Source organism: Sphingomonas sp. FW306-1B-B10E, from assembly GCF_058782005.1.
The window spans coordinates 1-17952 of sequence record NZ_JBYSXG010000039.1; the positions used below are offsets into that span (position 1 = coordinate 1).

Annotated in this window: 25 protein-coding genes; 6 read left to right on the top strand and 19 right to left on the bottom strand. The window is 66.9% G+C overall.

Features of this window, described 5'->3' with window-relative positions; genetic code table 11:
* Positions 1-38 precede the first annotated feature (38 nt).
* The 3 genes from AC3WJI_RS14900 to AC3WJI_RS14910 form a co-directional block, all read right to left on the bottom strand.
* Positions 39-938, bottom strand: coding sequence for a pirin family protein (locus AC3WJI_RS14900; RefSeq protein WP_492758067.1), 900 nt, complete (start codon positions 936-938; stop codon positions 39-41).
* Between the two features lie 81 nt (positions 939-1019).
* Positions 1020-1721, bottom strand: coding sequence for a glutathione S-transferase (locus tag AC3WJI_RS14905; RefSeq protein ID WP_492758068.1), 702 nt, complete (start codon positions 1719-1721; stop codon positions 1020-1022).
* The gene (locus AC3WJI_RS14910; RefSeq protein WP_492758069.1) at positions 1718-2008 is read right to left on the bottom strand and encodes a BolA family protein; all 291 of its coding nucleotides are present in this window, start codon (positions 2006-2008) and stop codon (positions 1718-1720) included. Before AC3WJI_RS14910 ends, AC3WJI_RS14905 begins: the two co-directional genes overlap by 4 nt.
* 36 nt (positions 2009-2044) lie before the next feature.
* On the opposite strand from AC3WJI_RS14910, the gene AC3WJI_RS14915 reads away from it, so the two are divergent.
* Positions 2045-2662 (top strand): J domain-containing protein, encoded by a 618-nt coding sequence (locus AC3WJI_RS14915; RefSeq protein ID WP_492758070.1) that lies wholly within the window; start codon positions 2045-2047, stop codon positions 2660-2662.
* A 139-nt stretch (positions 2663-2801) separates the two neighbouring features.
* On the opposite strand, the gene AC3WJI_RS14920 is transcribed toward AC3WJI_RS14915, so the two are convergent.
* The 11 genes from AC3WJI_RS14920 to AC3WJI_RS14970 are packed head-to-tail and all read right to left on the bottom strand — an operon-like array spanning position 2802 to position 8821.
* Positions 2802-3464, bottom strand: coding sequence for a dihydrofolate reductase family protein (locus tag AC3WJI_RS14920; protein WP_492758071.1), 663 nt, complete (start codon positions 3462-3464; stop codon positions 2802-2804).
* Entirely contained in the window at positions 3457-3933 is a 477-nt protein-coding gene (locus AC3WJI_RS14925) for an SRPBCC domain-containing protein (protein WP_492758072.1), read from the bottom strand. The genes AC3WJI_RS14920 and AC3WJI_RS14925 overlap by 8 nt, the downstream gene beginning before the upstream one ends.
* A gap of 10 nt (positions 3934-3943) precedes the next feature.
* Complete coding sequence (locus AC3WJI_RS14930) at positions 3944-4591, bottom strand: glutathione S-transferase family protein (RefSeq protein ID WP_492758073.1); 648 nt, start codon at positions 4589-4591, stop codon at positions 3944-3946.
* Positions 4591-5364, bottom strand: coding sequence for a VOC family protein (locus AC3WJI_RS14935; RefSeq protein ID WP_492758074.1), 774 nt, complete (start codon positions 5362-5364; stop codon positions 4591-4593). The genes AC3WJI_RS14930 and AC3WJI_RS14935 overlap by 1 nt, the downstream gene beginning before the upstream one ends.
* Before the next feature lie 42 nt (positions 5365-5406).
* Positions 5407-5757 carry a DUF1428 domain-containing protein gene (locus AC3WJI_RS14940; RefSeq protein ID WP_492758075.1) on the bottom strand — a complete coding sequence of 117 codons (351 nt, stop codon included), beginning with the start codon at positions 5755-5757 and terminating at the stop codon, positions 5407-5409.
* Positions 5758-5771: 14 nt separating this feature from the next.
* On the bottom strand, positions 5772-6425 hold the full coding sequence (locus AC3WJI_RS14945) for a glutathione S-transferase family protein (protein ID WP_492758076.1): 654 nt from the start codon (positions 6423-6425) through the stop codon (positions 5772-5774).
* An 11-nt stretch (positions 6426-6436) separates the two neighbouring features.
* The gene (locus AC3WJI_RS14950; protein WP_492758077.1) at positions 6437-6922 is read right to left on the bottom strand and encodes a VOC family protein; all 486 of its coding nucleotides are present in this window, start codon (positions 6920-6922) and stop codon (positions 6437-6439) included.
* 20 nt (positions 6923-6942) lie between these two features.
* Positions 6943-7173 (bottom strand): DUF4287 domain-containing protein, encoded by a 231-nt coding sequence (locus AC3WJI_RS14955; RefSeq protein ID WP_492758078.1) that lies wholly within the window; start codon positions 7171-7173, stop codon positions 6943-6945.
* 11 nt (positions 7174-7184) lie between these two features.
* Positions 7185-7625, bottom strand: a complete 441-nt coding sequence (locus AC3WJI_RS14960) for a VOC family protein (protein ID WP_492758079.1) — start codon at positions 7623-7625, stop codon at positions 7185-7187.
* A 60-nt stretch (positions 7626-7685) separates the two neighbouring features.
* Positions 7686-8093, bottom strand: a complete 408-nt coding sequence (locus tag AC3WJI_RS14965) for a VOC family protein (RefSeq protein ID WP_492758080.1) — start codon at positions 8091-8093, stop codon at positions 7686-7688.
* 23 nt (positions 8094-8116) lie between these two features.
* Positions 8117-8821, bottom strand: a complete 705-nt coding sequence (locus tag AC3WJI_RS14970) for a DUF899 family protein (protein ID WP_492758081.1) — start codon at positions 8819-8821, stop codon at positions 8117-8119.
* 155 nt (positions 8822-8976) lie between these two features.
* On the opposite strand from AC3WJI_RS14970, the gene AC3WJI_RS14975 reads away from it, so the two are divergent.
* Together AC3WJI_RS14975 and cobS are read left to right on the top strand one after the other, a co-directional pair.
* Entirely contained in the window at positions 8977-9588 is a 612-nt protein-coding gene (locus AC3WJI_RS14975; protein ID WP_492758082.1) for a winged helix-turn-helix transcriptional regulator, read from the top strand.
* Positions 9589-9795: 207 nt separating this feature from the next.
* A complete protein-coding gene (gene cobS, locus AC3WJI_RS14980) occupies positions 9796-10803 on the top strand; it encodes a cobaltochelatase subunit CobS (RefSeq protein ID WP_492758083.1) in 1008 nt (335 codons plus the stop codon).
* 69 nt (positions 10804-10872) lie between these two features.
* Here cobS and AC3WJI_RS14985 read toward each other — a convergent pair whose 3' ends face one another.
* A complete protein-coding gene (locus AC3WJI_RS14985; protein ID WP_492758084.1) occupies positions 10873-11664 on the bottom strand; it encodes a hypothetical protein in 792 nt (263 codons plus the stop codon).
* A 192-nt stretch (positions 11665-11856) separates the two neighbouring features.
* On the opposite strand from AC3WJI_RS14985, the gene cobT reads away from it, so the two are divergent.
* The 3 genes from cobT (at position 11857) to AC3WJI_RS15000 (ending at position 14824) form a co-directional block, all read left to right on the top strand.
* Positions 11857-13683 (top strand): cobaltochelatase subunit CobT, encoded by a 1827-nt coding sequence (gene cobT, locus AC3WJI_RS14990; protein WP_492758085.1) that lies wholly within the window; start codon positions 11857-11859, stop codon positions 13681-13683.
* Positions 13680-13916 carry a ribbon-helix-helix domain-containing protein gene (locus AC3WJI_RS14995; protein WP_492758086.1) on the top strand — a complete coding sequence of 79 codons (237 nt, stop codon included), beginning with the start codon at positions 13680-13682 and terminating at the stop codon, positions 13914-13916. The genes cobT and AC3WJI_RS14995 overlap by 4 nt, the downstream gene beginning before the upstream one ends.
* A gap of 212 nt (positions 13917-14128) precedes the next feature.
* Entirely contained in the window at positions 14129-14824 is a 696-nt protein-coding gene (locus AC3WJI_RS15000) for a hypothetical protein (protein WP_492758087.1), read from the top strand.
* Positions 14825-14851: 27 nt separating this feature from the next.
* Here the strand turns inward: AC3WJI_RS15000 and AC3WJI_RS15005 are convergent, their stop codons facing one another.
* The 4 genes from AC3WJI_RS15005 to AC3WJI_RS15020 form a co-directional block, all read right to left on the bottom strand.
* Positions 14852-15718 (bottom strand): FAD:protein FMN transferase, encoded by an 867-nt coding sequence (locus AC3WJI_RS15005; RefSeq protein WP_492758109.1) that lies wholly within the window; start codon positions 15716-15718, stop codon positions 14852-14854.
* An 86-nt stretch (positions 15719-15804) separates the two neighbouring features.
* Complete coding sequence (locus tag AC3WJI_RS15010; protein WP_492758088.1) at positions 15805-16698, bottom strand: DUF4198 domain-containing protein; 894 nt, start codon at positions 16696-16698, stop codon at positions 15805-15807.
* Between the two features lie 10 nt (positions 16699-16708).
* The gene (locus tag AC3WJI_RS15015) at positions 16709-17233 is read right to left on the bottom strand and encodes a DUF2271 domain-containing protein (RefSeq protein WP_492758089.1); all 525 of its coding nucleotides are present in this window, start codon (positions 17231-17233) and stop codon (positions 16709-16711) included.
* Between the two features lie 11 nt (positions 17234-17244).
* Positions 17245-17889, bottom strand: coding sequence for a PepSY-associated TM helix domain-containing protein (locus AC3WJI_RS15020; RefSeq protein WP_492758090.1), 645 nt, complete (start codon positions 17887-17889; stop codon positions 17245-17247).
* Positions 17890-17952: the final 63 nt, after the last annotated feature.

A 17952-nucleotide genomic window follows, 5' to 3' on the forward strand; every position in this document is an offset into this window, starting at 1 on the left:
CCCCCAACCCCTCCCCTGAAGGGGAGGGGCTTCAAAAATCACGGATAGCTCACCGTCTTCGGCACTTCCGGGATCGGGATCCATTCCTTGTCGTCGTTCGGCACCTTGGGGAAATTCCCCGCTTTCCAGTCTTCCTTGGCCTGGTTGATCCGGTCGCGGCTCGACGAGACGAAGTTCCACCAGACGTGCCGTGGTGTCTTGAACGCCTCGCCACCGCAAAGCATCACCCGCCCGCCTTTCGCCGAGCGCAGCGTCGCCGCGATTCCCGGCCGCAGCACGTAGAGCGTCATCGGCGCCAGCGGCATCCCGTCGAGCGTCGCCTCGCCCATCGACACATACAATGCACGCTCGTCGGCGCTCGGATCGATCGGGATGCTCGCGCCTGCCTCAAGCGCGATATCGGCGTAGATCGTCTCGGCATAGGTCGTGGTCGGCGCCTTCGCGCCCCACAATTCGCCCATGATCACCCGAGCGGTCGCGCCGCTCGCCTGCACCACCGGCAGCTCCGCCGCGGCGACATGCTCGAATGCCGGATCGCGCTCCTCGTCGCGCTCGGGAAGCGCCAGCCAGGTCTGGATCCCCGAAAGCTCGGGCCCGATCGCCCGCTCGGCCGAGGGCGAGCGCTCCGAATGGACGATGCCGTGCCCCGCGGTCATCAGATTGACCGCGCCCGGCTCGATCGTCGCGAAGGTGCCGAGCGAATCGCGATGGTCGATCGCGCCGGCATAGAGATAGGTCACCGTCGCGAGGTTGATATGCGGGTGCGGGCGCACGTCGATACCGTTGCCGATTTCGAGATGCGCCGGCCCCATCTGGTCGAAGAAGATGAACGGCCCGACCATCGTCCGCGGCCGCGAGGGCAAGGTCCGGTGCACCTTGAACCCGCCGAGATCGTGCGTGACGGGTTCGATCGTCTGGGTGATCAGGTCTTCGGTCATGCTGCCCTCCATTCGCGAGCCGGAGATAGCCGCTCGGTCCGAGATCGGACAGCCATGGTTCGGAAAGCCTGCTTTTCCGGATCAGGCCGCATCGAGCTCGGGATAGTGGCGGAAGATGCCCTGCGCGTTGAACCCGATCCGCCGATCGCTGTGGAGATAATCGAGGATCCCCGGCAGCGCCGCGACGCGGTCGCGAATGCCAAGCAGCTTGGGATAATCGCCCTCGATCGCCTTCATCCGCTTAGGGAACATGTAATGCAGCCCCTCGACCAGCTGGAACAGCGAGGTGTCGCCATAGCTCCATTGGTCCCCGGCAAGCCATTCGCCCGCGACCGAGCGTTCGAACCAGCCGAGGAACTTGGGCATCCGTTCGTTCCGGAATTCCGCGGCGAAGCGCGCCGCCTCGGGCTTCTGATCCTCGTAATAGAGCGCGACGCCGACCGGATGGTGGACCTGATGCACTTCGGCGACGAAATCGGCGATCGTCAGCTGGACCTCGTGGAGCCAGCGCCGCGCAGCATCGCCCGCCGGCGCGATGCCGTGCCTGTCGCCGAGATAGAGCAGGATGTTGGCGACCTGCGAAATCACCTGGCTGCCGGTGTCGAGATAGGGCGGCGCGAAGGGCGGCCGGTCGCTGCGCGCCTTCATGTCCGCGATCAATTTGTCGCTGCCTTGTTCGCGCGCCATGTCGACATAGGCGATCCCGCCCGCCTCCATCGCCAGCCGGACGAACTCGCCGCGGCCCTGGATCTCGGCCCAATACCAGAGCCTGTACGCCGTCATGCCGCCTCTCCCGGCGCCCGCGCCTTGATCGCGAGCGCGTGGATGCGCCCGGCGAGCAGGTCGGCGAGCGCATTGTTGATCATTCGCTGCCGCTGAACGCGCGACTGGCCGGCAAAGGCCCCGCTCTCGACCATTACGGTCCAATGCGATTCGCCGGTGCCGTCGTCGCCGAGATGGCCGCTATGGTGGTGGCTGTCGTTGATCACCTCGAGCTGCGTCGGGGCGAGCGCGGCGGTGAGACGGGCGGTGATGATATCGGCGAGTCCGCCGCTGGAAGGGCTGGTCATCGCGCCTATATACGCCGTTTGCGCGAGGGAGGTAGCGTGGCGGAAGGCCAGCCGAGAAAGGATCGACCCAATACCCGTTTCCACGGCCGCGTGGAAGCGGAGGGACGGCTATGCTCGAATCCCGGCTGTTCCGAGCCCGGCGAATTCCGCGCACCGCCGCTGGAAGGCAGCGGCCGTGCCGGCGACGGCCCCCCGCCCTTCCGCTGGCTGTGCCTCGACCATGTCCGCGAGTTCAACTCAGGCTATAATTTCTTCAAGGGGATGAGCCCCGACGAGATTCACGAGGCGCAGCGCCCCTTTGCCGGCTGGGAGCGCGAGACCCGCGCGTTTAACGCCACCGGCGGCGCCGACCGCCCCCCGCCCTGGGCCGACTTCGCCGACCCGCTCGACGCGATCGGCGCGCGCTTCCGCGAGCGGATGCAGGACCGCGCCGAGCGCAAGGACGGCAAGCCGCTCTCGGGCAAGGACCGCGAGGCAATGCGTACGTTGTCGCTCGAACTGGATTCGGACCGCACCGCGCTGCGCAAACGCTACTCCGAACTTGTCCGCCGCTACCACCCCGACCGCAACGGGGGCGACCGCCGCTACGAAACGCGGCTCCAACAAGTGATCGAGGCCTATCAGCAGCTCAAGGGCTCGCCGGCGTTCGCTTGAGTCCCTCTCCCATCGGGAGAGCGAGGGAGCCGACGCAGTCGGCGGAGGGGTGAGGACAGGCGCGAACTGCAGTTCTGCCCTCGCCCTTCCCACCGCCTCCGGCGGCGGGACCCTTCCCTCTCCCGATGGGGGAGGGAGATTACCAGGTCCCCCGTTCGACTCGCTCCCGCCGCGCCAGCTCGGCCGGCGAGGGATCGTCCGCGCCGAACGAGCCGGTCTGCACCGCCCCATTGGGCTCGTATGTCCCCATCGCCAGGCCGTTGGCGGTCACCCGGTGCTCGACCAGCCGCCAGGCGGCCGCGGGCATGCCGTCGCCGAACAGCCGCTTGCCCTGGCCGAGCACGACCGGCGCGGTCATCACCACCAGGCGGTCGATCAGCCCGCGCTCGATGAGCTGCGGGTAGAGCGTCGCGCTGCCCTGGACGACGAGGTTGGGCCCCTCGCCCGCTTTCAGGCGCGCCACATCATCGACGCCGCCGAGCAGTTCGCTGCCCTGCCAGCTCAGATCGACTCCGGCGCGGCTCAGCACATATTTGCGGACATCGCGAAACGCCGCGCTGATCGGATCGTCGTGGGGAATGAACGGCCAGTAGGCAGCGAAGATCTCGTACGTCCGCCTTCCGAGCAGCAGGTCGAAGGGCTGGCCGAACACGCTGTTGACCTGATTGTTCAGCCCCTCGTCGCCGATCGGCGCGAGCCAGCCGCCATAGGAGAAGCCGCCGCTTCGGTCCTCCTCGGGAGCGCCCGGCGCCTGCATCACCCCATCGAGGGAGACGAACGCCGCGCCGATCAGCTTACGCATCGGCCTTCTCCGCGACGCGCTTCGCCACTTCCTCGAGCTGAGCCGCCGCTGCGCCCCATCCCTGCTCGAAGCCCATCGCCTCGTGCTGGCGATAGGTCTCGTCCGACCAGTGCCGCGCGCTGCCGCGATAGCGTGTCTTGGCGCCCTCGGGCGTGAACTCCCAGGTGCCGACCATGAACGGAGTGTTCGGCGCCCAGCCGGCCTTGAACGCATCGGTCCAGACGATCTTGCGCCCGGGAATCATTTCGAGGGTCACGCCCTCGACGGCATTCTCCTCGCCGTCCGGCCCGCGCATGACCATCGCGGTGCGGCCGCCGGGGCGCAGGTCCAACGCGATCAGCTCGGTAGTCCACGGCCTGGGACACCACCATTCTTCCAGATGCCCGGTCCAGGCGGTCCACACCGCGTCGATCGGCGCGTCGATGAGCTTCTCGACCCAGAGCGCGCGGGTTTCGTCATCGGCAGGCATGCGTCTCTCCTCAATCGCGATCGGGGGCACCGAGCGGGAAATAGCTGCGATACGGCCGCGCCTCGTCGACCGCGCGTGCGACCGAAGGCCGGGCGAGCAGCCGCGCGCGATAGGCCCGCAAATTGGCGAGTGCCTCGGGAATCGGGTCGACCCAGTCGGCGTAGAACAAGGCCGGCGCCGCCGCGCAGTCGGCGAGGGAGAATGCCCCCGCGGTCGCCCATTCGCGCCCCTCCAGCCAGCCATCGAGCCAGGCATAGCTCTTCTGCAGCGCCGCCTTGGCCTGCTCGACCTCTATTTGGTCATGCCGCTCGGGGCCGCGCAGCGCATCGGCGACGACGCGGTTCATGTGGTGCATCACGTGATGGTCGAAGATGCGATCGAGCATCCGCACCTCGAGCGCGGCATCGCCGTCCGGCAGGAAGCGCACCGGCCCCGGATGGAAACGCTGGAGATGCTCGATGATGATGCTCGATTCCATCACCGGGCGCCCGTCATCGACCAGCAAGGGGAATTTGCCGACCGGCCACAGCCGGGCGAATTCGGCACCGGCCTCGCCGTCCTCGAGATTGCGATATTCGAACGGCGTGTCGTTCTCGTAGAGCGGGATCAGCACCTTCCAGCAATAAGACGAGAAGGGATGCGCGTAGAGCGTGAGCATCAGCGCGAACCCACGACGCCGAACTTGGCGCCCTGCGGATCGGCCGCATAGATCACCCAGTCGCCGCCTGGCACCTGGATCGGGCCCTGGCTGATCGTGCCGCCGGCCGCTTCGATGCGTTGCTTGGCCTCGTCTATATCGCCGACGCGGAAGAAATAGGCCCAGCGCGGCGCCTCGCCCGGCGGCGCCTTCATCACCGCCCCGATCACCCCGCCGTCATGGCTGATGAAACTGTAATCGCCCAGCTCGCCCATCGGCATCGCGCCGTCCTTGGCCCAGCCGAACTGATCGGCGTAGAAAGCGAGCGCGGCCTGGTCGTCGCTGGTCTGGAGCTCGTTCCACTCGCCATGGCCGAGTTCCATACGCTTGAACGCTGTGCTGCTCTCGGGACTGGCACCCTTCATCAGATAGAAGGGCACGCCCTGCGGATCGGCGACCATCGCCATCCGGCCGACGCCCGGAATGTCCATCGGCGGCATCTGCACGCTGCCGCCGCCTGCGGTGACCTTCGCCGCCGCCGCGTCGACGTCATCGACTCCGATATAGCCGAGCCAGCGCGGTTCGGGCGGCGCGCCGGGCGGAGTCTTCATCATTCCCGCCACGCCCTGCCCATCCGGGGCGTTGTAGACGTGATAGCCCTGGGTGCCATCGGCTGCATTGCCCGGCATGCCGCCGTCCTGCCAGCCGATCGCCTGCATGTAAAAGGCGCCCGCGGCGTCGGGATCGGCGGTGATGAGTTCGTACCAGATCGGCGTTCCATGCGGATTGGTCATGACGCTTCTCCTTCTCGTTCCTCCCCGGCACGGGGAGGATACTTACCCCTCGACGATCGGCTCAAAGCCGCCCCAGAACATGCGCTTGCCGTCGAACGGCATCTCGGCCGGCGGCTTCATCCGCTCGTCGGCCATCACCTTTTCCCAGCCGGCGTCGCGCGTCGCCTTGTCGGGCCAGACGATCCACGAGAAGACGACATTCTCGCCTTCCTCGGCCTTGACCGCCATGAAGAAGTCGGTCGTCTTGCCGCGCGGCACATCGTTACCCCAGGCCTCGGTCACCTGGGTCGCGCCATATTCACGAAAGATCGGCGCCGCCTTGGACGCCATGTCGATATAGGCTTGCTTGTTCTCCTCGCGCACCGGCGCGACGAAACCGTCGATATAGGCCATCGTCTCTCTCCTCGTCATGCCGCGACCGGCTCGGGCCGGAAGTCGGCGAGCTGTGCCGCGAGCGCGCGCTGGAAGGCGGGGCGCGCCATGCCGCGCGCGACGTAATCGGCGAGCCGCGGCCGGCTGGACATCAGGTCGGCGTGATCGGCGTTGCGCAGCACGGTGACCATTGCGATGTCGGCGACGCCGAACGCATCGCCCAGCCATTCGCGGTCGCCCAGCGCTTCGGCCAGTCCGTCGAGCCGCTTGCCGGTGCTCTCGAGCAGGCTCGGCTTGCGCAATTTAGCCCATTCTTCGTCCTTCGCGAAGATTGCGACATTGGCGAGTTCGAACAGCCAGGGCTCGACGCTGTTGAATGCGGCGAACAGCCACGAGATGGCAGTCGCCCGCGCCTGGCCATCGCGCGGCAAGAGCCGGGGGTCCTTCCCGGCGAGATGGAGCAGGATCGCGCCGCTCTCGAACACTTGCACGCCGTCATCGTGGAGCACGGGGACCTGGCCCCAAGGCTGCTCGTCGAAATACCAGGCCGGCTTGGGCGGGACCGGGCTGATCAGCCGCGTGGCGTATGTGAGGCCGATCTCCTCGCAGGCCCAGCGCGGCCGCAGGTCGCGGACATAGCCGCGGGCGAATTGGGGAACCCAGTTGAGCGCAGTGATCTCGATCGGCATGACATCTCTCCTCAGCGTGCGTTGGCGGCGGTTTCGATCGCCGCGATGTCGATCTTCTTCATCGTCATCATCGCCTCGAAGGCGCGGCGGCGGCGCGCGGGGTCATCGCCGCCGAAGGCGAGTTCGATCAGCCGGCGCGGAGTAATCTGCCACGAGAAGCCCCATTTGTCCTTGCACCAGCCGCACATGCTCTCGGCGCCGCCATTGCCGACGATCGCGTTCCACAGTCGGTCGGTCTCCGCTTGGTCCTCGGTCAGGATCTGGAAGGAGACGCTCTCGTTCGGCGTGAAATTGGGCCCGCCGTTGAGCGCTGCGTATTTCTGCCCGGCAAGCGTGAAGTCGACGACGATCGCCGTCCCTTCCTTCCCGCTCGGATTGTCGGCGGGGGCGCGCTGGATCGTGTCGATGCGGCTGTCGGGCAGCAGCGAGACGTAGAAATTGGCGGCCTCCTCTCCGGTCCTGTCGAACCACAGCACGGGCGTGATCTTCTGCGTCATCTTCCTCTCCTTGGTGCGGGTCAGGCGTCGCCTTCGTTCTTGCTGCCCTTGAGCAGGGCGACGATCGCCATTGCATGGCCATGGCCCAGGCCGAATTGCGCCTTGAGGTCGGCGACGACGCCGGCGACCCTGACGTCGGGGCGCAGCGTTCCGCCGGCCAGCCAGTCCTTGTCGCCAGCATAGGCACGAAAGTCGGCCGGGCTCTTGCCGGTCTTGGCCTCGATATTGGTCAGATAGGCCTGGAACGACATGACCGGTCTCCTCAGGCGGGTTCGTGCGCCGGACCCTCGGGGAAGGCGGCCATCGCCGCTTCCATGTCCATGAACATCGGCTCGAAGACGTGCCCATCCGGGTCCTCGAAGGTGCGGCCGTACATGAAGCCCATGTCCTGCTTGGGGCCGATATCGGCCTTGCCGCCCGCCGCCACCGCGGCGTCGACGATCGCGTCCACCGCTTCGCGGCTGTCGCGCGAGATGCAGAGCAGCACCTCGGTGGCCGCATGCGCATCGGCGATCGGCTTCGGCGTGAAGGTTTTGAAGAAGTCCTGCGCCAGGAGCATGAATACGATCGTGTCGCTGAGTTGCATCGAGCTGGCGGCCTCGTTGCTGAAGCGCGGATCCTTGGTGCAGCCGATCGCCTCGTAAAAGGCAGTCGATGCGGCGACGTCCTTAACGGGCAGGTTGATGAAGATCATCTGAGTCATGGGTCTCTCCTAATGCGGTTTCAATGACGTGCGTTGGATCGGACGCGCACGCGCGTTGGTTCAGGCGGGCACCGCGGCCATGTCCATGTAAAAGGGGCCGAAGCCGTGGCCGTCGGGATCCTCGAACCCGACGCTGTACATGAAGCCCTCATCCTCGACGCCGTGTACTTCGCGTCCGCCGGTGGCGAGCGCGGCTTCGAAGATGGCATCCACCGCGTCGCGGCTGTCCATCGACAGCGCGAACAGATTGGCGACGGTGTTGTGGGTGTCGGCAATCGGCTTGGAGGTGAGGCTGCCAAAGGCCGCGCGGCTGGAAAGCATGAAGCAGACTGCATCCCCCCAGTTCATCGCCGCATTATTCTCGCCATTGGGAAAGGCCTCGTCCTTGGTCATGCCGATCGCCTCGTAGAAGGCGACCGAGGCCGCGACGTTCGAGACGGGCAAGCTGATGAAGAGCTTCTTGGCCATCGGTACGCTCCTTGAAAATCGGTTCAATAATCGAGCTTGGGATACCAATCGGCGCCGCGGCCTTCGGGCGTCGCGTCGAGGATGGACCAGAGCGGCATCAGGTCGGGCGCCCCGCGCGGGTCCTGGCCGGGATCGGCGGTGCGGTCGTCCATCTCGCCGGCCCAGAACAAGCGGATCGTGCCGTCGCGGCGGGTGAAGACGAGCAGTTGCGGGATGTCGCTGCCGTCCGGTGCTATCGCGGCATAATCGCGGCTGAAGTCCTGGCTCGCGTCCGAATAGAGCGGCAGATGCCGCCAGCCGCGCTCGGCGGCGAACGCCTCGAGCTTGTCGAGCGGCGAGCGCGCCGTGACCGCGAAGGCGACGCGCTGCTGCACGTCGAGCGCCTCGCCTTCCCAGGCCGACAGCAAGGAGGTGCACATCGGACACGGCCGGTCGCGCTGGGGCCCGAACATCCACGTATAGAGGACGAGCGTGCCCTTGTCGCCGAACAGCTCGCCCAGGCTTACCGACCCCTCGGGCCCTTCGAAGCTATAGTCGCGCGCGACTGCGGGCCCGGCCGGGAGCGCGCGGCGCCGTTCGGCGACGCGCTCGATCTCGCGGCGCAGTGCGATCTCCTCGGCGAGCAGGGCGGTCCGCGCCGCGCGATACGCCTCGCTCTCGCCGGGCCAGCGTGACCGCGCACGGGCGGCCAGCGTCTCGGCACTGGGCAGGATCGTTTCGGCCGTCATGCATATCTCCGCTTGTCCGCTGTCGCGAATCGCTTTCTTGATCTTGATGCCTGCGTGAGTTACAAAAAGCAACCAAGGAGTCACAAAAAATAACTACGGTCGATCTGAGCAAGGCACGCCGCTGGTATCGCGATGCGTGCGGGACGGCGCTGGCGATGGACCTAGTCGGCGAGCGCTGGACGCTGCTGATCGCGCGCGAATTGCTGCTCGGCGGGCGCCGCTTCGGCGAGATTCGCGGCGCGCTCGACGGGCTGAGCGCCAACATCCTCACCCAGCGGCTAGAGGGGATGGAAAAAGCCGGCATCCTGCGCCGCCGCGCTTTGCCCTCCCCCGCCAACGCGCAGGTGTACGAACTCACCCGATGGGGCCGCGCGCTCGAGGACCCGATCTTCGCATTGAGCCGCTGGGCGGCGGGATCGCCGGCGCACGACGTGACGCTGCCCTTGAGCAACACCGCCTTCATGCTCTCGCTGCGCACGATGATGGACAATGCGTCCGATCCCGATTTCGCGCCGGATCTCGGCTTTCGCATCGGGGGGGAGCCCTTTCGCGCCAAGATCGTCGCGGGAATGCTCGAGATCGAGCGGCGCGAGCCGGCAGGCGACGTGATTTTCGCGGGCGAGCCGTCAATGCTCGCCGCGACCTTCTACGGACGCGACCCACTCGCCGAATCGATGCGCCTGGGCCGCGTGACGGTGACCGGCGACGTGCCGCTCGGCCAGCGCTTCGTCGATTTGTTCAGCCTGCCGAAATTCGAGAACGATTAGGTCACCACGGATCGGCCCACCCGTTCGCCCTGAGCTTGTCGAAGGGCCGTCCTGGTTCTCGCGGCAGAAAGTAAGAACGGTGCTTCGACAAGCTCAGCACGAACGGGGATGAGATCGGGCGAGCGCAAGCTTATCGTTGCGGTGCGGCAAGCGAGGCATTAACCCGCGAAGCCCACGCCGCGCCCGCGGAGTCCAGGAAGAGCGTTCATGGCCGACATCCCCAACACCCAGCCCGATAGCCGCGAGACGACGATTCTCGACGCGCCCGACAAGATGGTGAAGGTGCGCGACCTGTTCGGCATCGACATCGACATGGAATGCCCGGCGTTCAGCCAGGCCGACGAGCGCGTTCCCGATCTCGACCCGGCCTATGTCTTCGACGCCGACACCACGCTCGCGGTGCTCGCCGGCTTCGCCCACAATCGCCGCGTGATGGTCCAGGGCTATCACGGCACCGGCAAGTCGACGCATATCGAGCAGGTCGCCGCTCGGCTCAACTGGCCCTGCATCCGGATCAACCTCGACGCGCATATCAGCCGCATCGACCTGATCGGGCGCGACGCGATCGTGCTCAAGGACGGCCAGCAGGTCACCGAGTTCCGCGAGGGCCTGCTCCCCTGGGCGATCCAGACGCCCACCGCGCTCGTCTTCGACGAATATGACGCCGGCCGCCCCGACGTGATGTTCGTGATCCAGCGCGTGCTCGAGACCGAGGGCAAGCTTACCCTGCTCGACCAGAACCGCGTGATCCGCCCGAATCCCTGGTTCCGCCTGTTCGCCACCGCCAACACCGTCGGCCTGGGCGATACCAGCGGGCTCTATCACGGCACCCAGCAGATCAACCAGGGCCAGATGGACCGCTGGAACGTGGTGGTGACGCTCAACTATCTCCCCGCCGCGATCGAGGCGCAGATCGTGCTGGCCAAGTCGGGCGAGTATGACAAGCCGGGCGGCAAGGAGACGGTCGACAACATGGTTCGCGTTGCCGATCTGACCCGCAAGGGCTTCATCAACGGCGACATCTCGACGGTGATGAGCCCGCGCACGGTGATCACCTGGGCGCAGAACGCGTTGATCTTCGGCGATATCGGCTTCGCCTTCCGCCTGTCGTTCCTCAACAAGTGCGACGAGGCCGAGCGCGCGCAGGTCGCCGAATATTATCAGCGGGTGTTCGGCAAGGACCTGCCCGAGAGCGTGGTGAGCAAGGCGGACTGAGAGATCTCGATTTGATTAGCGCTCAGTGCTCCTGCGAAAGCAGGAGCCCAAACCTGAGCAGTCCGAACTCTACGCCACCTTCCGCCCGAAAGTGCGCGCGGCGGGCATCGGCGGTACCGCAGCTTCGCCCCCACCGCGCTCGATCTCGCGCAGCCGCGCGGCGATGCGCTGGTCGAAAGACGCTGCGTCGACTTGCTCGACCGGCGCGGCCCCGGCGCCGATCACCGCACTCACGCGCTTGCGCAGAAACTTGCGGAGCCCGAATACGAACAGCCCGCCGATCACCAGCATCGGCAGGAAGAGGGCGCCGAGCCAATTGCCGCCGACCCGGGCCGCACCAGGAGCCTCGCTGGACCGCGTGCCGGCACCGCGCTCGCCCGCCATCTTGCGTACACGCTCGCGAAGCTGCTCATTGGTCTCGCCGGGAAGGCGTTCGATCTCGGCACGGCTCTTCGGCCTGGGCAGGTCGATGCTCTTCGAGGAATAGGTCGCGCGGTAGCTGGCGGTCGGATCCATGCCGAGCTCGACCGTCAGCATCGTGAGCTCGGCCCCGCCCAGCTTCACATAGCGATCGCCATTGTACAGCACGAAGCTCGGCTCGCGCGGATAGATCTTGGCGCCGTCGCGCACCTGGTAGAAGGCGCCGAGGTCGTAATATTTGCCGTCGTGGAAATAACTGCCGGTGTCGGGAAGGTCGTAGACCTTGTCGATCCCCTCGGCGTAGCTGTCGCTGCTGCTGCTGCCGAACCCGCCAAAGCTGCCGAAGCGGATCCGCCGCCGCGCATCGGCCGGTTCGGCAAGGGCGACCAGCAACGTCACCGCGCTGATGAAAGTCAGAAGCAACTTGCCGCCCGTGGACATCTTCGTCTCCCGAAGTCGATCGGAGGCAATTTGCAGTCCAGCGGTTAGTATTTCTCTAATAGCTTTCAATTGAGTCCGCGATTTTCGCGACTCCTGCGACCCTCTGCTTTCCCGCGGAACGACGGGCGCCTTCCGGCGGCCCCCTGCTTTGCCCGCTTGCATCCTGCCCCCCGATTCCCACAAAGACGGGATATGGCTGTCGATTCCCCCCTCGAGCGGTTGCGCAACGTCCTCGGCGGCGCCGCCCGCGCCTTGTCCGGCGAGGCCGAGGCCGAGCTTTCCTTCACGTCCGAGGCGCCGCGCCAGGACGGCAAGAGCATCAAGGTGCCGCTGCCGTCGCGCAGCCTGCCGGCCGAGCAGGTCGCCGAGGCGCGCGGCTTCTCCGACGCCTTCGCGCTGCGGATGCGCCACCACGACACCGCCCTGCACGTCCGCGGCGCGCCGAGCGAGCCGGTCGCGCGCGCGGTGTTCGACGCCGTCGAGACCGCGCGGGTCGAGGCGCTCGGCGCGCGCGGCTATGCCGGCATCGCCGACAATCTCGAACATTCGCTCGGCGTCCGGCTGCGCTCGGACCCGATCGCGCGCGCGCGCAGCCGCGAGGAAGTGCCGCTGTCGACCGCGCTCGGTCTGATGGTCCGCGAGCGGCTGACCGGCCGCGAGGCGCCGGCCAGCGCGGCGATGGGCATGGCGCTGATCCGCGACTGGATCGAGGAGCGTGCCGGCCAGGATCTCGACGCGCTCGCGCTGACGATCGACGACCAGCGCGCCTTTGCCAGCCTCGCCACCAAATTGCTCCAGGACCTCGAGCTGGTCGAGGGTGATATGGTCCCCGACGAAGCCGATGAAGGCGGCGGGGAGGACGAAGGCACCGACAACCAGGACGAGCCGGGCGACGAGGAAGGCGATAGCGAGGCCCAGCAGGGCGAGGGCGAAGTCGAGGCCCGCGGCGAGCAGCGCGAATCCGATCAGACCGAGGAAGGCGAGGACAGCCAGTCCGAGGCGATGGACGATGGCGACGGCGAGCCCGGCGACGATGGCGAGGAAGGCATGATGCCGGTCCGCCCCAATCGCCCGTGGAGCGATTTGCCGCCGCAATTCGAATATCGCCCCTACACCACGCAGTTCGACGAAGTGATCGCCGCGACCGAGCTGTGCGATGCCGAGGAACTCGACCGGCTGCGCGCCTATCTCGACCAGCAATTGATCCATTTGCAGGGCGCGGTGACCAAGCTCGCCAACCGGCTCCAGCGCCGGCTGATGGCGCAGCAGTCGCGCAGCTGGGACTTCGACCAGGACGAGGGCATGCTCGACGCGGCGCGGCTGGCGCGCGTGGTGGTCAATCCGATGCAGTCGCTGTCCTACAAGGTCGAGCGCGACACCGAATTCCGCGACACCGTCGTCACCTTGCTGATCGACAATTCGGGATCGATGCGCGGGCGCCCGATCTCGATCGCCGCGATCAGCGCCGACATCATGGCGCGCACGCTCGAGCGCGTCGGGGTGAAGACCGAGATTCTCGGCTTCACCACCCGGGCGTGGAAAGGCGGGCAGGCGCGCGAGAAATGGCTCGCCGAGGGGCGCCCTTCCCAGCCGGGCCGGCTCAACGACATTCGCCACATCGTCTACAAGCAGGCCGACGAACCGTGGCGCCGCGCCAAGCGCAGCCTGGGGCTGATGATGCGCGAGGGGCTGCTCAAGGAGAATATCGACGGCGAGGCCTTGCTCTGGGCGCACCAGCGGATGATCGGGCGCCCCGAGGAGCGCAAGATCCTGATGGTGATCTCCGACGGCGCGCCGGTCGACGATTCGACGCTGTCGGTCAATTCGGGATCGTATCTCGAGCGCCATCTGCGCCAGGTGATCGGCTGGATCGAGGCGCGCTCGCCGGTCGAGCTCGTCGCGATCGGCATCGGCCACGATGTGACGCGCTATTACAGCCGCGCGGTGACGATCATGGACGCCGAGCAGCTCGCCGGCACGATGGTCGAGCAGCTGGCGGCGCTGTTCGACACCGAATGAAGGTCGAGCCGCCCCGCGGCGGTTTCGCAGGCCCGGTCAAGCGATCGGTGACGATCGCGGGACACCAGACCTCGATCAGCCTCGAGCCGATCTTCTGGAGCCTGCTCGAAGCGGCGGCGCTCGACCGGGCACTGCCGCTCAACGCGCTGGTCGCCGCGATCGACCATGCCCGCATCCAGGCCGACGATCCGCCCAACCTCGCTAGCGCCATCCGCACCTGGCTGGTGGGCTAACGTCTCGACATTGCCGTCTCCCGGCCTGGGCGGGATCTCCAAGGTCACACTATCCGCAGGTTTTGGAGAACCCTCGCACCTTGGGATCAACAGGTCTGGTCAAATGGCCAGAAGATGCGACAGGTTCAATTACTTGCCTCGGCAGGCTCCGAATTTACGGCACATTAAACAAAATCCACTATGACTTATACCAACCGGTTGGGAGACAGTGGATGTTCGGCAAACGTGTCGTGAGACCTCAAAACGTTTCGGCGCTGCATTCCTATTCTTCCGCAACGCCGGATGCAGGGGATGCGGGGCGCGTTCTGCCAAGTGCTTTGTGGGAAGGCCCGCATGGCGACACACTGCGAGAGCTGGGCTTCTCGCCTGATGAACCCGCAAATTTGGCGCTGACCCCGCAGCGCATGCGTGCGATGGAAGATGCAGCGACCAGCCAGATGAATGCGCTCGTCGCAAAGGTGAACGCGCATCTCCCCAATGTCACCGTCGCGCCGTGGGCGGTGATTCCCTGGTCAGTCTGGCAAGATGCGAATGCGGCCTTTCTAATGCGGCTGAACATCCTTCCGAGTTCGCCGTGGAACAACATGTTGCTCGCAGCGGACGCCAGAACCTCCGATTTTCTCGGCTTGCCCTTGCACCCCCGCGCGGCGCTGCCGGGGCTGCATGAACATTTGACGAGCATGGTCGATGCGCTTCGCGACGAGGCCGGCGAGGAACTTGAGCGGAATCTCGCGGCCATAGCGCGCGGAGATTTTTCAGTTTTGGATCGGTATAAGACGTTCAAGACGGAGCAGTTTCAGAAGCTGTTCGCGCTGACACGCTATGTGCAGAATGAAGTCTATGGGGCGTCGGTTTGCGCCCGCCATGACGAGCTATTTGGTATCGGTCTCAGCGAAGTCACGGGCTGAACCAAGCGGCTTCGCTTGGCCCACGCCCTAAGCAAGCATCGTCACCAGGGCGGGCGACAGATGCTCCCCCCCGCCGCGCACCACCATGTGCATCGCCAGCCCCTCACGCTCCGCCACAGCCATCCCCGCCTCAGGGCCGAGCACGGTAAGCGCGGTTGCCCAGGCGTCGGCGCGCATGCACTCGGCATGCAGCACCGTCGTCGACGCGACCTGGTTGTCGAGCGGCATGCCGGTCCGCGGATCGAGCGTGTGGGCGTAGCGGCGGCCGGCCGCCTCGAAATGCCGCCGATAGTCGCCTGAAGTCGCGATCGCGAGGCCGTGCAGCGCCACCCGGATCGGCGCGAACGGGGCGCCGGGCGCCGCCTCGACATCGACCCACCAGGGCTGGCCGTCGGGCTTGATCCCGCTGCCGCGCAACTCGCCGCCGATCTCGACGAGCCAGTCGTCGAGCCCCAATCCGTGCAGGTATTCGCCGACCGCATCGACCGCATAGCCCTTCGCGATCCCCGAGAAATCGAGCGCCGCCCCGGCGCTGCGCCGCGCGCGCAGCAGCAGCGGCTCGAAGTCGACGCGGCGATTGGCGGCGGCGACAAGAGGCGGCACGTCCGCACGCGGTCCCGACGGGCCGAAGCCCCAGGCGTCGACCAATTCGCCCATCGCCGGATCGAACGCCCCGCCGCTCCGCACCGCGATGTCGAGCGCGGCGGCGAGGACGATGCGGAACTCGGCGGGCAGCGAATGCCACCTCCCCGGCGCGGCGCGATTGAACCGGCTGAGGTCGGACTCGGGCTCCCATTGACTCATCTGCGCGATGATCCGGGCGAGCACCGCCTCGATGCCCGCCTGTAGCCCCGCCGGCGGCGCAACGACGCGCACCGACCAGCTGGTCCCCATCGTGGCGCCAGCGAACGCGGTCACGCCGGCCGCCGGCGCGCGGCGATCGAACGCCGCCGCCGACAGCGCCGGGGGGATCGCGATCCTCAGGGGGCGAGCACCTCGAGCGTGGTCACGTAGCTCACGCGGCGCTGCGGCGGGCCGGCCATCGCGCCGGGACCCTGCGGCGCGCGGGCGCCGGGTGCACCGGCGGCAGGACCGCCCTGCCGGCCGCCCTCGCCCGGGCCTTCCTCGCGCGGACGCGTCGGCGTGACGTTGAGCCAATACATCCCCGGATCGGGCCAGTTGATCGAGACCTTGCCGTCGGCGCCGGTCTTGAGGTCCTGCTGCTTGAGGTTGTCGCGATAGCGGATTCCGCCGGGGATCACCGTGACGAACAGGTTCGGCGCGGGCTTGCCGTCGAGAAGGAACTGGAAGGTCGCCGCCTCGCCGACGACCAGGTCGTTGGGATGCGTCACCGGCACCAGCTCGATGCCCTTGCCCGTCGTCTTGAACACCGTCGTGGTCGGCGCGCCCTGCGTCACGAAGATCTCGTTGCGCATCAGGCTCTCGGAGGTCTGGACGTCGGTCGCGCCCGCCGGGATCACCGAGGCGAGCTTGTCGACAGTGGTGCCGCGCGGGATCATCTTCTGCTCGCCGTTGAGCTTGTAGCTGCCGAAGACGTTCTGGCTGACCGCGCCGATCTTGTAGGTGCCCTGTTGCGTCAGGTGCACATCGAAGGTCGCGCGGAACTTGCCGACGGCGTGGTTCTCGACCTGGCCCTGACTGCCGTCGGGCTGGGTGACGGTCGGCGCGACGCGGATCGGCTGGTGATCGAAGAAGAACAGGTCGTTCGACACTGCGGCGTCGACGGTGATCCAATTGTCGGTGCCGGAGACCGTGGTCGACGAGGCGATCATCCACATCCGGTGGGCGAGCGCCGCGGGCGCGGCGAGCGCGGCGACCGCGCCGAGCGCGATGAGTGGCGTGCGTAGCTTCATGATTTCCCCCTTAGCGCTTGAGCGTCAACGACACGCCGCCGAGCTCGGTCGATCCCTTGCCCGTGGCGGCCGCCGCATTACCGTTCCACGCGAACGGCAGGCGGACGAGCTCGCGCCCGCCGACTTCGCGCGCCGCCTCGACCACCAAGGTATAATTGCCCGGGCTGAGCGTCGGCATGCCGCCGCGGCCGCCGACCAGGCGGAGCTTCTGCGGGCCGGGCGCACGCGTGGCACCGCTGACGCCGTCGGCGGGGAAAGTCATGCCGCGGCCCGCGGCGCGCCACCATTGGCGAATGTCGCGCAGCCATTTGGTGCCCTCGCCGCCGCGCTTATCGACATCGTACCAGACCTGGATCGTGCGCGGGGCGACGCCCTCTTTCTCGAGCCACATCGCGACATAGGGCCGGTGATATTCGGCGACATTGAGCTTGGGGATGGTGACGGTGAGGTCGAGCGTCTGCGCCGCCGCCGGCCCAGCGACGAGCGCGCCCGCGCCAAGGGCAGTGAAGGTGAAACCGGTCAGGCGGATCTGCATTGGCGAACCCTTTAGTGGATGAAGAAGAGGGCGAGGAGCGCGGGAATAATGAGCCCCGCCGCGACGATCGGCCAGGTGCTCTTGCGGTGCTTCGAATGCATCCACAGCAGCACCAGCCCGGTGAGCGTGAAAACGATGCAGGCGAGCACGAAGATGTCGATGAACCACTTCCACACCGGGCCGGCGTTGCGGCCCTTGTGGAGGTCGTTGAGATAGGCAATCCAGCCGCGCGAGCTGATCTCGCTGGTGACTGCGCCGGTCTCGCGATCGATCGAGATCCAGCCGTCGCCGCCCGGCCGCGGCAAAGCGAGATAGACGGTGTCGATCGACCATTCGGCATTGCCCGCAGTGGGCATCTGGAGCTTTTCGCCGACGAACTTGGCGACCGCGGGCGGCAGCGGCTTCTTGCTGTCAGGCGCGTCGTCGGGCTTGACCTGGGCGAGCAATGGCGGCGGCAATTGTGCGGCGCGCTCGACCGATTTGGGCGAGGCCTCGATCTCGGCGGCATGGTTTAGCGTGAACCCGGTGATCGCGAACAGCAGCAGCCCGACCAGGCTGATCGCCGAGCTCATCCAATGCCAGGTGTGCAACTGCTTGAGCCAGAAGCTCTTCCGGCTGCGCTTCGCTTTGGCCGGGTTGGCGGCGGTACCATGCATGGACGGGGACGCACTCGGAGGGATTAGACCAGCGCGCGATAACGCGAACGATTCGCAATTGCA

Coding starts and splice junctions, on each gene's coding strand:
- AC3WJI_RS14900 (WP_492758067.1), bottom strand. CDS start 938: ATGACCGAAGACCTGATCACCCAGACGATCGAACCCGTCACGCACGAT.
- AC3WJI_RS14905 (WP_492758068.1), bottom strand. CDS start 1,721: ATGACGGCGTACAGGCTCTGGTATTGGGCCGAGATCCAGGGCCGCGGC.
- AC3WJI_RS14910 (WP_492758069.1), bottom strand. CDS start 2,008: ATGACCAGCCCTTCCAGCGGCGGACTCGCCGATATCATCACCGCCCGT.
- AC3WJI_RS14920 (WP_492758071.1), bottom strand. CDS start 3,464: ATGCGTAAGCTGATCGGCGCGGCGTTCGTCTCCCTCGATGGGGTGATG.
- AC3WJI_RS14925 (WP_492758072.1), bottom strand. CDS start 3,933: ATGCCTGCCGATGACGAAACCCGCGCGCTCTGGGTCGAGAAGCTCATC.
- AC3WJI_RS14930 (WP_492758073.1), bottom strand. CDS start 4,591: ATGCTCACGCTCTACGCGCATCCCTTCTCGTCTTATTGCTGGAAGGTG.
- AC3WJI_RS14935 (WP_492758074.1), bottom strand. CDS start 5,364: ATGACCAATCCGCATGGAACGCCGATCTGGTACGAACTCATCACCGCC.
- AC3WJI_RS14940 (WP_492758075.1), bottom strand. CDS start 5,757: ATGGCCTATATCGACGGTTTCGTCGCGCCGGTGCGCGAGGAGAACAAG.
- AC3WJI_RS14945 (WP_492758076.1), bottom strand. CDS start 6,425: ATGCCGATCGAGATCACTGCGCTCAACTGGGTTCCCCAATTCGCCCGC.
- AC3WJI_RS14950 (WP_492758077.1), bottom strand. CDS start 6,922: ATGACGCAGAAGATCACGCCCGTGCTGTGGTTCGACAGGACCGGAGAG.
- AC3WJI_RS14955 (WP_492758078.1), bottom strand. CDS start 7,173: ATGTCGTTCCAGGCCTATCTGACCAATATCGAGGCCAAGACCGGCAAG.
- AC3WJI_RS14960 (WP_492758079.1), bottom strand. CDS start 7,625: ATGACTCAGATGATCTTCATCAACCTGCCCGTTAAGGACGTCGCCGCA.
- AC3WJI_RS14965 (WP_492758080.1), bottom strand. CDS start 8,093: ATGGCCAAGAAGCTCTTCATCAGCTTGCCCGTCTCGAACGTCGCGGCC.
- AC3WJI_RS14970 (WP_492758081.1), bottom strand. CDS start 8,821: ATGACGGCCGAAACGATCCTGCCCAGTGCCGAGACGCTGGCCGCCCGT.
- AC3WJI_RS14975 (WP_492758082.1), top strand. CDS start 8,977: ATGGACCTAGTCGGCGAGCGCTGGACGCTGCTGATCGCGCGCGAATTG.
- cobS (WP_492758083.1), top strand. CDS start 9,796: ATGGCCGACATCCCCAACACCCAGCCCGATAGCCGCGAGACGACGATT.
- AC3WJI_RS14985 (WP_492758084.1), bottom strand. CDS start 11,664: ATGTCCACGGGCGGCAAGTTGCTTCTGACTTTCATCAGCGCGGTGACG.
- cobT (WP_492758085.1), top strand. CDS start 11,857: ATGGCTGTCGATTCCCCCCTCGAGCGGTTGCGCAACGTCCTCGGCGGC.
- AC3WJI_RS14995 (WP_492758086.1), top strand. CDS start 13,680: ATGAAGGTCGAGCCGCCCCGCGGCGGTTTCGCAGGCCCGGTCAAGCGA.
- AC3WJI_RS15000 (WP_492758087.1), top strand. CDS start 14,129: ATGTTCGGCAAACGTGTCGTGAGACCTCAAAACGTTTCGGCGCTGCAT.
- AC3WJI_RS15005 (WP_492758109.1), bottom strand. CDS start 15,718: ATGGGGACCAGCTGGTCGGTGCGCGTCGTTGCGCCGCCGGCGGGGCTA.
- AC3WJI_RS15010 (WP_492758088.1), bottom strand. CDS start 16,698: ATGAAGCTACGCACGCCACTCATCGCGCTCGGCGCGGTCGCCGCGCTC.
- AC3WJI_RS15015 (WP_492758089.1), bottom strand. CDS start 17,233: ATGCAGATCCGCCTGACCGGTTTCACCTTCACTGCCCTTGGCGCGGGC.
- AC3WJI_RS15020 (WP_492758090.1), bottom strand. CDS start 17,889: ATGCATGGTACCGCCGCCAACCCGGCCAAAGCGAAGCGCAGCCGGAAG.